Source organism: Thalassospira australica (assembly GCF_044790785.1).
Taxonomy (GTDB): domain Bacteria; phylum Pseudomonadota; class Alphaproteobacteria; order Rhodospirillales; family Thalassospiraceae; genus Thalassospira; species Thalassospira australica_A.
In genome coordinates this window covers 1,870,071-1,882,887 of record NZ_CP085258.1, presented here as the reverse complement: position 1 = coordinate 1,882,887, position 12,817 = coordinate 1,870,071, and the positions used below count along the sequence as shown (strand labels likewise).

Here is a 12,817-nt window from a genome sequence, read left to right as displayed (position 1 = left end):
ATATGCAAAGCATATGACTCTGGCAATCATCGCGGGTAATTCCCCACGGCAATTTACAATATAATTGTATGATTATACAGCATCCAAGCGAATGCTGCAGATGCGAAACCGTAATTTTCATGTTAGATTATAGCGATCCCCACATAATTCGCATGCAGGAGGCCTGCCATGAGTCCCGAATTGGAGATTTTTCGCCGCAGCCCAAGCGACAAGCCGAAATGCAAAAACCCTATTGTTTTTATCCATGGTGCATTTACAGGTGCATGGTGCTGGAACGAGCATTTCCTGACATGGTTTGCCGATCAGGGGTTCGAGACCATTTCGTTTTCGCTGCGCGGCCATGGTGGAAGCGGCGGACGTCACCTGCGCAGCCTGGCATCGATTGACGATTATGTTGAAGACCTTGAAACGGTTGTCGATACGCTGGGCCAGAAGCCGATCCTGATCGGTCATTCAATGGGCGGCTATATCATTCAGAAATATCTTGAAAAACATAAGGCAGCCGCTGCGGTGCTGATGGCATCCGTCCCGCCAGAAGGCCTTCTTGCCAGCAACACCATGATGGCGATGGCCCAGCCCGATCTTTACCTTCAGATGTTCTGGCTTCAGGCCATCGGGCCGCACACATTGCTGCGTGACCGGCTTGGCCGTGCCATGCTGTCCCCTGACATCGCCGAAGACGAAGGCATGATCTATTTCGGCCGTCTTGAAACCGAAAGCCACCGAGCCCTTATGGACATGATGGGCGGAAATCCGGTGTTTCTGTCGCAAACCGATCTGCCGCCGATGCTGGCCATCGGGGCGCGCAATGACGAAATCATACAAAGCGAGGTCGTCAACCATACCGCCAGGCGATTTGGGGCGGATTGCGTGCTGCTTGACAATATCGCACACGCGATGATGCTGGATGCAAATTGGGAAAAGGCCGCAACCGGCATTGTCGAATGGCTTGAAAAGCATGTGATCGAAAAACAGGACAACACGACAAAGAAGTCTGCGGCCTGATTGATCACAAAAACCAAATGCAGTTTTAAAGGCAGGATGTTCGCGCATTCTGCCTTTTGTTTTTTAGTGCCGCGGAACTGTTTTCTTTTCAATCACCGCAATTTCTGGAAGCATGCCCCCACATAACCACAACAAAAAGGTTGGTGACATGGTTCGTATGACAGGATGCTTCCGGCTTAAAACATCAATGATCACATTCGGGATCACGGCCCTTCTTGCCATGCCAACAACGGCGCAGCAGGCAACCGATGCCGTCGCCCCGGAAAGTTCGACGATGCCGATCGAATTACGCAGTTCGGTGCAATCGGAAAACTGGATGATCAGCGCGGCCAATCCGCTGGCGGTAGAGGCCGGTGCCAATGTTTTACGACGAGGTGGCAATGCAATTGATGCCATGGTGGCGGTTCAAACCATGCTGGGGCTGGTTGAACCGCAATCATCGGGTCTGGGTGGCGGCGCGTTTCTTGTTTATTTTGACGCGCGCAGTGGCAAGTTGACCACGCTTGACGGACGCGAAACTGCACCGATGGCAGCAACCCCGACCTTGTTTCAGGACGCAAACGGCCAGCCGATGGAATTTTATGATGCGGTTGTCGGCGGTCGTTCGGTCGGAACACCGGGGACACCGGCATTGCTGAAAACTGCCCATGAAAAATGGGGGCAGCTTGAATGGCCGACATTGCTGACACCTGCCATCGAGCGCGCTGAAATCGGTTTCAGCGTTTCACAGCGCCTTGCCGGACTGATTGCCCAAGATACCGAAAAACTTTCGCGCGATGATACGGCAAAGGGATATTTCTTCGACGCCAATGGTGCGCCAATCAAAGAAGGTGCGCTTCTGAAAAACCCGGAATATGCAAATACCCTTAAGGCGTTGGCGCAAAACGGTACTGGCGGGTTTTATTTTGGGCCGATTGCCAATGACATCGTTAACAAGGTTCAGGGGGCAAGCTGGAACCCCGGTGTTCTGTCCCTGAAAGACCTTGCCAATTATACTGTCAAGGAACGTGATCCGGTTTGCGCCGATTATCGCGGATATGAAATATGTGGAATGGGCCCGCCATCATCCGGCGCCCTGACGGTCGGGCAGATACTTGGGCTGATCGAACCGTTTGATATTGGTGATTTTGGCCCGAAATCGCCGGAAAGCTGGCGATTGATTGGTGATGCATCACGTCTGGCCTTTGCCGATCGCGGGCGATATATGGCCGATATCGATTTTGTGCCGATGCCGTTGACCGGATTGCTGGACAAGGATTATCTGGCGCAAAGATCGAAACTCCTGGAAAGCGACCGGGCGCTGGAAAATGTCGAACCGGGAATGCCCGCATTCAGCCACGCCATGCGGCTTGCCGATGACGAAGCAATCGAATTCCCCAGTACCAGCCATTTTTCCATTGTCGATGCCATGGGTAACGTTGTGTCGATGACAACCACCATTGAAAACGGCTTTGGGTCACGCCTGATGGTTCGGGGCTTTATGCTGAACAACGAACTAACCGATTTTTCGTTCAAGACACACAGTAATGGTGTGCCGATTGCCAATCGGCTGGAACCGGGCAAACGCCCGCGTTCTTCCATGGCACCAACAATCGTCATGCAGGACGGGGAACCGGTTATTGCCGCCGGATCACCGGGCGGATCACGAATTATCGGTTATGTCGCACAGTCGCTGATCGGGATGATTGACTGGGGCATGGACCCGCAGCAGGCCATCAACATGCCTCATCTGATCAACCGGTTCGGCACGTTCGATATCGAGGCCGGAACAGAGGCCGAGGCACTTGCGCCTTATCTTCAGCAACGCGGTTTCAAAACCGAGATCCGCGATCTTAATTCCGGTTTGCACATCATCCGGATTACCGATCAGGGCCTGATTGGCGGGGCCGACCCGAGACGCGAGGGCATTGTTATCGGCGAGTAAAATAGATATCGATGATTTGAAGACAGGCGGCATCAATCGCGATGCCGCCTTTTTTGTCAACCGATCCAATTGGCCAGAAAATCGCGCAATACCAGATGATTTTCAGCGACGTAATGCGCCCCTGCCCCACGCAGGGCATCCGCCGATGTCAGATCGACCAGACCGATTGTCGTCGCCCCCGATGCAACACCGGCACGCACACCGCTGATGCTGTCGTCGACAACCACGCATTCGGTGATGTCGATGCCGATTTTTTCAGCGGCCAGCAAATAAACGTCAGGTGCCGGTTTGGCGTGTTGGACATCATGGGCGGAACATATCCGACCACGAAAACGATCCAGCAATCCGACCTTGCCAAGCGACACACCCATCTTGTCATGCGGGCCGTTGCTGCCGATTGCCATCGGGATCCCCTTGGCATCCAGAAGGTCAAGAACAGGGTCCAGATCAGCGTACGGCTTCAGATCTTTCTCAAATGATTTGAATGTTCTGGCATAACATTCCTTAATCCAGCCGTCAGGAAGCGTCACACCAAAAGATTCTGCCATTTTGGGTGCAACCGCCGCCAGCGTGCCACCAATAAAAAATTCGTGGCTTTGTGCCGGGGTCATGTCACAGCCATATTCACACAGCAGATCGGTCAGGACCCTGTTTGCCAGATGTTCGGTATCCACCAGAACACCGTCGCAATCAAAAATCACGCCACGTACGACAGGTTTGGCCACAATCGCATCCATCACCCTGTCACTCATGCCCTAGCCAGTTCGGACCAGCGTCCTTCATCATAGGCAACCGTGCGGGTCGCACCGAAATCGACAACCGGACGTTTGATCACGGTCGGATTGGCTGCAAGGATGGCAGCGGCCGCCGCATCGTCATTTTCAAGCACGGCCTTGTCCTCATCGGAAAGACTGCGATAGCTTGGCCCGCGTTTGTTGATCAGGGTCTTGCCGCCGACTTCGGCAAGCCACCTTTCGATGGTTTTGGCATCAATTCCGTCAATGCGGAAATCATGAAACTTGTGATCGATCCCCTTGGCGTCGAACCATTTCAGGGATTTTTTGACTGTGTCGCAGTTTTTGATGCCATAGACCGTAATCATGAATGCTTCCTGTATGTCGCAATGTGCGATGCAGCCATGCATCGCCGAATGGGTTTTGACCCTAAATCCCGGAACATATATAAAGACCCCACCCGGAAAACGGCAACCCCATTCAGATATGCAGGATCAGGAACAACTCGGTATGACTGTCAATCGGCGTATTTCCGTCGCCCCGATGATGGATTGGACGGACCGGCATGATCGCTATTTTCTGCGGCAGATCAGTCGGCATGCGCTGCTTTATACCGAAATGGTCACGACAGGCGCGATCATCCATGGCGGCGCAGACCGGCATTTGCGCTATGACGCGGCAGAGCATCCCGTTGCCCTGCAACTTGGTGGCAGCAACCCCGATGATCTGGCGCGTGCCTGCGAGATTGCCAATGACTATACCTATGACGAGATCAACCTGAATTGCGGCTGCCCGTCGGATCGCGTGCAGAACGGGGCATTTGGTGCCTGTCTGATGGCGACGCCCGATGTGGTGGCAAATTGCGTCCAGGCGATGATTGGTGCCAGTGACGCGCCGGTAACGGTAAAAAACCGTATCGGTATCGACGATCAGGAAGATTACCCGTCACTGAAACGGTTTGTCGAAACCGTGGCGGATGCAGGATGCAGGACCTTTATCGTACATGCCCGCAAGGCGTGGCTGAACGGGCTTAGCCCCAAGGAAAACCGCGAAGTTCCGCCGCTTAAATATGAGCTGGTTTACCAGTTGAAACAGGAATTTCCGGAACTTGAAATCCTGATCAATGGCGGCATCAGGACACTGGAGGAAACCGAAGAGCACCTTAAACAGGTGGACGGCGTAATGATCGGGCGTGAAGCCTATCAGAATCCCTATATGCTTTCGGATGTGGATCGTCGTTTTTATGGCGACGACACCCCAGCCTTAAGCCGCCATCAGGTGGTCGAGGCGATGTTGCCATATATCGATGAACATCTGAAATCGAACAACGGCACGCTTGGCCATGTGACGCGACACATGCTGGGACTGTTTCAGCATATGCGTGGCGCCAAACAATGGCGACGTTATTTAAGTGAAAATGCCCATCGCAAGGGTGCAGGTGTTGATACGGTGCGCGAGGCACTGGCTATGGTACCTGAAGAAGATGCCGAGGCACTGTCTGCATGAGCGCAGATGAACCATCCGGCGAAAACGCCGAAATAACCAGCGGCATTACCTGGCGCGACGGGAATGTCCCCTATTCCCGGCAATTTGGCGATATCTATTACAATCCGAAAAACGGATTGGCCGAAACGCAATATGTGTTTGTTGCGGGCAATAACCTGCCCGAAGCATGGCGGGGACGCGAGAATTTCACGATTGGTGAAACCGGCTTTGGCACGGGCCTGAACTTCCTTGCCGTATGGGATTGCTGGCAAAAGGACCCGGCGCGGTCCAAGCGTTTGCATTTCGTATCGGTCGAGAAATTCCCGCTGACGCGTGATGCGATGGCACGCGCACATCAGAACTGGCCGGAATTGGCAGAAATTTCGAATCAACTTGTCACGCAATGGCCGGCCGGCACGATGTTGCCCGGTGTGCACCGGTTTGATCTGGGCGATGGTTCGGTGACGCTGACACTCCTGATCGGGGATGCGATTGACTGTTATTGCGATTATCACGGAATGGTCGATTGCTGGTTCCTTGACGGTTTTGCCCCGTCGCGCAATCCCGATATGTGGCGACCGGAATTGTTCACCGCCCTTGCCGCGGCATCAAGCCGTGATGGCGCGAACCTTGCGACATTCAGTGCAGCACGCATCGTGCGTGACGGGCTGGAACAGGCCGGGTTTGAAGTCGCCAAGCGCAAGGGATATGCCTATAAGCGCGATATGATCACGGCCCGTCTTGCCCCGAAAGGGACCGATGAAAGCGCAGATCACGGCAAAGGAATGGACGAAAACCCTTGGTTTGTATTGCCAAAGGTGACGGATAACAAACGTATCGCGATCATTGGCGGCGGTATGGCCGGAGCTGCCTGTGCACGAGCTCTTCAAAATCGCAGATGTGCGGTTACGCTTTTTGAAAAATCCGAACGCCTGGCAAATGCGGCATCTGGCAATCCCATCGGAATGCTTGAACCCTATTTCACCGCTGATAACGCCATAACAGGACGCTTTTACGAAGCGGGCTTCCGATACAGCCAACGACTGGTGCGCAGCCTGTCCGATGCAGGGAAGATCGAAGCCGATTTTTGCGGCGTACTGGATTTAATTTCCAGCCAGCGCGACGAAGAGCGGCAGGCAGGTATGATGAAGCGTCTGCCGGACAGTCCCGATCTGGTTCATGTTCTGACCCGTGAAGCTACGAGTACCGCCTTTGGGTTGCCGCTACCCCATGGTGGCTTGTTTTATCCTGGTGCTGGCTGGGTCAATCCACCATCGCTGGTGACCTGCCTTGCCAGCGGGATCAAGTGCCACACCAATACCCCGATTGCTGCAATTTCCGAAGATGGCACAGACAAAGTCCTGCATTCGGTTGAGGGGCAGGAATTTGGCCCCTTTGACGTCGTGGTCATTGCCGGTGCGACCGAGACAACCGGGCTCGATCAAACCGCATGGCTTTCAGCCTATTTGCGCCCGGTACGCGGACAGATCAGTTACTTTGACGACAGCACATTGCACGAATGCTATGGCGATGCAAAAATTCGCTGCGTACTAAGTCATAAAGGCTACCTGACGCCAGCGCGTGCGGGCATCCACGTTTTTGGTGCGACGTTTGATCGCGATGATGATCAGACCGACCTGCGCGAAACAGATCATGCATATAACCGCAACCAGTTGGGCCGCGTCCTGCCCGAACTTGCCGACAGGCTGGAAGCGATAAAACTTGACGGTCGGGCGGCACTGCGGACCACAACCCCCGATCACTTGCCAATGATTGGTCCGGCACCGGATTACGATGCCTATCTTTCGGCCTATCACGATATAGATAAAGGGAAAAAAGCTGCGCGATATATCGATGCGCCTTACCACAAAGACGTGTATATCTGTACCGGATTTGGCGCGCGCGGGCTGATTGCAGCACCACTTGCCGCCGAAATACTAGCCAGCGAGATTTGCAATATGCTCCTGCCGCTTGAAAAATCCCTGATGGATGCGGTGCATCCGGCACGGTTCATCGTGCGTGGTCTGAAACGGCGCCAGATTGCTCCATGAACAACAAGTCAACCCTGCCATCCTTTGACGATCCGCGCATGAAGACGGCGACCATTCTGGCGCTGTTTTTCGTCGGATTGTTTCTGGTTCAGGGGGTATTTCTGCCTTATTGGCCGGTCTGGCTTAAAAGTCAGGGGCTTTCGGCCGCAGAAATCGGTATTTTGCTGTCTCTGCCCAACTGGGTACGTGTCTTTGCAGATCCGTTGATTGCGCAGCGTGCAGATCGCACCGGCAACCGAAAAACACCAATGCTGTGGCTGGCGGGGATTTATGTCGTCACCATTCTGGCCTTTCCCGTATCGAACAATTTCTGGTGGCTTGCCGGACTATCCATCGTCATCGGCTTTACCTTTGCCCCGTTATTGCCGTTGGGCACGACGATTACGGTGCATGAATGCAAGGCCAAGGAACTTGATTACGGGCGAGTGCGACTGTGGGGGTCACTTGCATTTATCGCGGCATCCTATGGCGCAGGATGGGTTCTTGATGGCACTTCGACCGCGTGGATTGTCTGGTTGCTGTTCATTGCCGGGATTGTAAATTTTGCCATTGTTACCCGTATGCCAGATCCGCAAACCGACCGACCGTTGCGGTCCGGTTCGTCGATCATCTATCTGCTGCGCAAACCGGTCTTTCTGATTTATCTGGGCTGTATCGGCTTTGCGCAAGGGTCGCATGGCACGTATTACAGCTTTGCGTCTGTCCATTGGGAAAATGTCGGCTATCCCCATGATATGATCGGGGCATTCTGGTCCATCGGGGTAATCGCAGAAATCGCCCTGTTTGCCTTTGCCGGGAAATATGTTCGCGGGCGGCATCCAGGCATCCTGTTTGCCATCGGCGCGGCATCTGGTGTTCTGCGCTGGACCGTTCTGGGCATGACCGATAATTTCTGGCTGATTGTTCTGGTGCAACCTTTGCACGCCATGACATTTGGCATTACCCATCTGGCGGCTGTCAGCTTTATTGCGCGCGCGGTACCGCCGCAACTGGCGACATCGGCGCAAAGTCTGATGGCGACCTTGTCGATGGGGGTTTTCCTTGGCAGTTCGATCTGGGCATCCGGGCCGCTTTATGATCATTTCGGATCACAGGCCTATTTTGCGATGACCGGACTTTCGGTGCTTGCGCTTTTGTTTGCGTTTTGGCTGATCAAGCGCTGGCGCGGTGAAGACAACATGTTTTGCGACTGACCTTGAACCTTTGGGGAATTTGATGACCAATCTTCCGCTTTCACGGAAATGGCGCCGTTTGAAACTGGGGCTCAAGACGCTGTTTGGGGCCTCGCCTGCCGGTTATTTCATCCCTTATCGCTATGCTGCCGAAACGGCCCGTGCCGTTGGCAGACCGTATTACCCGGCCATCGAGGCGATGATGGACCACGCGACACCGACCATGAAGGCATGGCTGACCAAAGCCAACAAATATCAGGACGCATTTGCCAGTTTCGGTAATGCCACCCCACCCGATCCGCGCTGGCAGCAAAGCTGGTTCCCGCGGTTGGATGGAATGATGGCCTATGTGCTGACGCGTGAATTTCGCCCGGAACGGATTATTGAAATCGGGTCTGGTCATTCAACACGGTTTTATTATCGCGCCATTCTTGATGGTAAACTTGAAACCATCTTTCACGCGATTGATCCGGCACCACGCGCCGATATTGCCGCCCTTCCGATTACGGTTGAACGGACCATTGTGCAAAAGGCCGATCCGACGATTTTTGGAACCCTGTCGGGTGCGGATATTCTTTCGATTGATTCAAGCCATATCCTGATGCCGGGCACGGATGTTGATCTGCTGTTTTCAACGGTCATACCGGCATTGCCCAGTGGGGCGATCATTCATATCCATGACATCACCCTACCCGATGATTATCCGACAATCTGGCAATGGCGCGGATACAATGAACAGCAGGGTGTTGCAGCGTTGCTGGCCGGGAACGGGTTTGAAATCCTGTGGTCGAGTGCCTATGCCAGCACACGCCTGAATGACCTTATTGCAAACTCCATCGCCAATGGCATTCATCTGCCAGACGGGGCGCATGAAACCAGCTTGTGGTTGCGTAAAAAGTAATTCAAACCGTATTTATGGAAAGGACGGGGCAAAAGCCCCGCAAGCCTGCGGGAAAACGTCTTTCCAACCAAAACGCGGTTAATCAGGATTAATTCGATGTCGCGAACAGATACTCCGGGTCTTGGCCGGGGACTGGCTTTTGTCATGGCGGTTGCTGCCGGCCTGGCCGTTGCCAATATCTATTATAACCAACCGATGCTTGGCATCATCATGGCCGAGTTCAATCAAAGCGGCACGGCAGCACTGATCCCGACTGCCACCCAACTGGGATATGCCATCGGCCTGTTTTTGCTGGTGCCCTTGGGCGATCTGTTTGACCGGCGCAAACTGATTGTTTTGCAGTTTCTGTTGCTGGCCCTTGTACTTGTGATCGAGGGATCGGCGCCGACAGATTACATTCTGTTTGCCTCGTCGGTCCTGCTGGGTGCCTGTTCAACCGTGGCCCAACAGATCATCCCCTATGCAACCGCCCTAACCCCGCCCGAAAGCCGCGGGAAGACTATCGGCACGGTCATGGCGGGTTTGCTGTGCGGTATCCTGCTTAGCCGGACACTGGCGGGGTTTGTATCAACCCATCTTGGTTGGCGCGAGATGTTCTGGCTTGCCGCACCGTTGGCCGTTCTTGCCGCCATCGTGATGGCCGTGATGTTGCCAAAGGACAAGGCGCGAACATCCATCGGCTATGGCGAGGCGCTTTTATCCGTGCTGTTCCTGTGTAAACAGCTGCCTGCCCTTCGCCGGGCGACATTGACGCAAGCCGCCCTGTTCGGATCATTTTCGGCTTTCTGGACCATACTAGCACTGCATCTTCAGGAACCCGATTATCAACTGGGGGCGGATATCGCCGGGCTGTTCGGGGTTCTGGGCGCAATTGGCGTTCTGGCAGCGCCGCTTTCTGGCCGGCTTGCCGACCGTTACGGCCCGGCCCGCGTCATTGCCGCGGGTGTTATCATTTGTGTGATTTCATGGCTGGCATTCGGGCTGTGGACGGCTCTTGCCGGATTGATCGTCGGGGTGATCATTCTGGATTTCGGCGTGCAAAGCGCGATGATTTCCAACCAGCATGTGATTTTCGGCCTATTACCAGAGGCCCGCGGCCGGATCAACACGGTTTATATGACCGGTATGTTCCTTGGCGGTTCCTTCGGTTCGGCCGGGGCGACTTATGCCTGGGGACTGGGCGGCTGGCCTGCGGTGTGCAGTTTCGGGCTGGCACTTTCGGTGATTGCGATGATCCCATCCATGGGGCAACTACGATCCAAATCTATTGCGCATTAAAGCAAAACAGCCCGCCGATATATGGTGGGCTGTTTTGCGTTTGGCCGGCAGTTCAGTTCTTGTAGGGATCGGCTGCGTCACGTAGGCCATCACCAAGGAAGTTGAATGCCAGAACGACAATGACGACGGGTACCACAGGCAACATGAGCCATGGATAGACGGCAACGGCGTTGATGTTCTGGGCCTCGTTCAGAAGGACCCCCCAACTGGTAACAGGTGCGCGCAAGCCAAGGCCAAGGAAACTGAGCGCAGTTTCACCAAGGATCATGTTCGGGATCGAGAGGGTCACGGATGCGATCAGGTGGCTGGCAAAGTTCGGTAACAGATGACGGGCGATGATGCGTTTGGGCTTTGCCCCCATCAGGCGTGCGGCAAGGGCGTAGTCTTCTTCGCGCAATGCCAGAAGTTTCGAGCGCACCGCACGGGCAAGCCCCGTCCAGTCAATCAGGCCCAGAATGATCGTGATCCCGAAATAGATCAGAATGGGGCTCCAGGTTACCGGCAAGGCCGCCGATAGCGCCATCCATAACGGAATTTCAGGCATGGAACGGATGACTTCGATCAGGCGCTGCGCGGTTGCATCAACCCAGCCGCCGTAGTATCCCGCCGCGCCGCCGATCAGGATTCCCAGAATGAAGCTTACAGCGATACCGACCAGACCGATGGTCAGCGACACACGCGCGCCATAAATCATGCGCGACAGCATATCGCGGCCCAACCGGTCCGTGCCCAGCAGGAACAGGGTTCCGTCCTCGGCCGGACACATGATATGAAAATCTGCCTCGAACAGGCCCCAGAATTCATAGGGATCACCGGAACAGAAGAAGCGGATTTTTTCGATACGGCTGTCACTTGGCGTATAGATCGGTTTCAGCGTTTCCATATCGACCGAGAAATCCGTGCCATAGGTAAACGGCCCGACGAATTTCCCGTCATGGAACAGATGGATGCCCTGTGGCGGATGATGGATATATTCCGAATTTCGTGTTTCCTGCGCATAGGGTGCCAGGATCTCGACAATGAAAACCGACGCATACATGATCGCCAGAATGATCAGCGAAACATAGGCCAAGCGATGACGTTTGAGCCGCCACCAGATCAGTTGCCACTGCGAGGCGAGATAGTATTTTTCCTGTGCGGGTGTCAGTTCCTCGCGATCCCAGGGATCAAAGGGCGCGGTATCGACGAAATGTTCGTTACGCTTGTCGTCACTGCGGCTCATTGCGATACCCCCCCTTGCAAACGAATTCGGGGATCAAGCCACGCGAGAAGTATATCGGACACAAACATGCCGACCACCGTCAGAAGGGCAAGAAACATCAGGAACGACCCGGCAAGATACATGTCCTGACTTTGTAGGGCGGCAAGCAACATCGGCCCGGTGGTTGGCAGGGACATCACGACAGATACCAGAACGGATCCCGATACCACCTGCGGCAGGATGTTACCGATATCGGCGATGAACGGGTTCAAGGCCATACGCAGCGGATATTTGAACAACACACGCCCCGGTGAAAGGCCCTTGGCATGGGCGGTTACGACATATTGCTTGCCAAGTTCATCAAGCAGGTTGGCCCTTAAACGCCGGATCATGGATGCCGTTCCCGATGTACCGATCACCAGCACCGGTGCCCAAAGATGTTCAACAACCGACATTATCTTGGCAAAGGACCAGCCCTGATTGATGAATTCCGGATCCATCAGGCCACCAATTGATGTCCCGAACACCACATTGGCGTAATAGAGCAGAATCAGCGCGAACAGGAAGTTCGGCATGGCAAGCCCAAGAAACCCTAGCAAGGTAAAGCCATAGTCGCCCCAGCTATATTGACGAGTCGCAGAATAAATCCCGATTGGAAAGCTGACGACATAGATGAAAAGAACCGTGCTGAAATTCAGAACAACAGATAGCCACAGACGATCACCAACCACCTCGGTGACCGGCAGGTTATATTCGAACGAAAAGCCAAGGTCGCCATGCAGCAATCCCCATGCCCAGTCGAAATATTGCTGCCAGAGCGGTTGATCCAGACCATATTGCTGTTTGAGGAAAGCAATTTTGGCAGGATCGACGGCCTCGCCCTGAGCCTGCAATTCATTCAGATAGGTGGACAGGAAGTCGCCCGGCGGCAATTGAATGATGACGAACACCAACACGCTGATGAAAAACAGCGTGGGCATCATGACAAAAAGCCGTCTTGCCAAGAAAGTCAGCATCGGCGGTTAAGCTCCCCCTGACGCATCGGCTCCGGTTTCCCTATCCGGAG

11 protein-coding genes are annotated in these 12,817 nt (G+C 54.3%); 7 read left to right on the top strand and 4 right to left on the bottom strand.

Annotated elements, in window-relative coordinates:
- Positions 1-168: 168 nt before the first annotated feature.
- Positions 169-1,005, top strand: a complete 837-nt coding sequence (locus LG297_RS09015) for an alpha/beta hydrolase (RefSeq protein WP_404426582.1) — start codon at positions 169-171, stop codon at positions 1,003-1,005.
- Positions 1,006-1,153: 148 nt separating this feature from the next.
- Positions 1,154-2,929 carry a gamma-glutamyltransferase gene (ggt, locus tag LG297_RS09010; RefSeq protein WP_404426581.1) on the top strand — a complete coding sequence of 592 codons (1,776 nt, stop codon included), beginning with the start codon at positions 1,154-1,156 and terminating at the stop codon, positions 2,927-2,929.
- Between the two features lie 56 nt (positions 2,930-2,985).
- Here the strand turns inward: ggt and LG297_RS09005 are convergent, their stop codons facing one another.
- Positions 2,986-3,681 (bottom strand): HAD family hydrolase, encoded by a 696-nt coding sequence (locus tag LG297_RS09005; RefSeq protein ID WP_404426580.1) that lies wholly within the window; start codon positions 3,679-3,681, stop codon positions 2,986-2,988.
- Positions 3,678-4,031: an ArsC/Spx/MgsR family protein gene (locus LG297_RS09000; RefSeq protein WP_404426579.1), complete on the bottom strand. Its 354-nt coding sequence runs from the start codon at positions 4,029-4,031 to the stop codon at positions 3,678-3,680. Before LG297_RS09000 ends, LG297_RS09005 begins: the two co-directional genes overlap by 4 nt.
- 142 nt (positions 4,032-4,173) lie before the next feature.
- Here LG297_RS09000 and dusA point away from each other — a divergent pair, with 142 nt between their 5' ends.
- From dusA to LG297_RS08975, 5 genes are all read left to right on the top strand, one after another.
- Positions 4,174-5,169 (top strand): tRNA dihydrouridine(20/20a) synthase DusA, encoded by a 996-nt coding sequence (gene dusA / locus LG297_RS08995; protein ID WP_404426578.1) that lies wholly within the window; start codon positions 4,174-4,176, stop codon positions 5,167-5,169.
- Positions 5,166-7,199, top strand: a complete 2,034-nt coding sequence (gene mnmC / locus LG297_RS08990) for a bifunctional tRNA (5-methylaminomethyl-2-thiouridine)(34)-methyltransferase MnmD/FAD-dependent 5-carboxymethylaminomethyl-2-thiouridine(34) oxidoreductase MnmC (RefSeq protein ID WP_404426577.1) — start codon at positions 5,166-5,168, stop codon at positions 7,197-7,199. The genes dusA and mnmC overlap by 4 nt, the downstream gene beginning before the upstream one ends.
- Positions 7,196-8,392 (top strand): 3-phenylpropionate MFS transporter, encoded by a 1,197-nt coding sequence (locus LG297_RS08985; RefSeq protein WP_404426576.1) that lies wholly within the window; start codon positions 7,196-7,198, stop codon positions 8,390-8,392. The genes mnmC and LG297_RS08985 overlap by 4 nt, the downstream gene beginning before the upstream one ends.
- A gap of 22 nt (positions 8,393-8,414) precedes the next feature.
- Positions 8,415-9,272, top strand: coding sequence for a class I SAM-dependent methyltransferase (locus tag LG297_RS08980; RefSeq protein ID WP_404426575.1), 858 nt, complete (start codon positions 8,415-8,417; stop codon positions 9,270-9,272).
- A 96-nt stretch (positions 9,273-9,368) separates the two neighbouring features.
- Positions 9,369-10,550: an MFS transporter gene (locus LG297_RS08975; protein ID WP_404426574.1), complete on the top strand. Its 1,182-nt coding sequence runs from the start codon at positions 9,369-9,371 to the stop codon at positions 10,548-10,550.
- A gap of 52 nt (positions 10,551-10,602) precedes the next feature.
- On the opposite strand, the gene LG297_RS08970 is transcribed toward LG297_RS08975, so the two are convergent.
- On the bottom strand, positions 10,603-11,772 hold the full coding sequence (locus LG297_RS08970; protein WP_404426573.1) for an ABC transporter permease: 1,170 nt from the start codon (positions 11,770-11,772) through the stop codon (positions 10,603-10,605).
- On the bottom strand, positions 11,769-12,767 hold the full coding sequence (locus LG297_RS08965) for an ABC transporter permease (RefSeq protein ID WP_404426572.1): 999 nt from the start codon (positions 12,765-12,767) through the stop codon (positions 11,769-11,771). Before LG297_RS08965 ends, LG297_RS08970 begins: the two co-directional genes overlap by 4 nt.
- Positions 12,768-12,817 lie beyond the last annotated feature (50 nt).